The organism is Neisseria sp. P0022.S010, assembly GCF_051956635.1.
In genome coordinates, this window is the sequence record NZ_JBQCXF010000979.1 from 1 (window position 1) to 234 (window position 234).

Sequence of the window (234 nt, forward strand, 5' to 3'; positions counted from 1 at the left end):
CACTCTCCAATCCGGCATGGGGACGGTAGGAAACGGGTAGGCCTTGGCTGCGCAAGTAGTGTTCGGGACTGTCGCCGAAGACGACTACGTCGCCATGTTGTTCATGCTGTTCGAAGGCATACCAAATGCCCTCTTCTTCACACAGACGGTTGATAAAGGTAAAGTCGCTTTCGAGATACTGGGTTACATACTCGCGGACGGTGTAGCTGCGGCTCTTTTGGAAACGGTAGTCGA

Annotated in this window: 1 protein-coding gene; it reads right to left on the reverse strand. The window is 53.4% G+C overall.

Annotated features, from left to right (window positions below; all coding sequences use genetic code 11):
* Positions 1 to 234: contractile injection system protein, VgrG/Pvc8 family (locus tag ACTHUT_RS22420; protein ID WP_440386933.1), on the reverse strand; the 234-nt coding region annotated here is incomplete at both ends.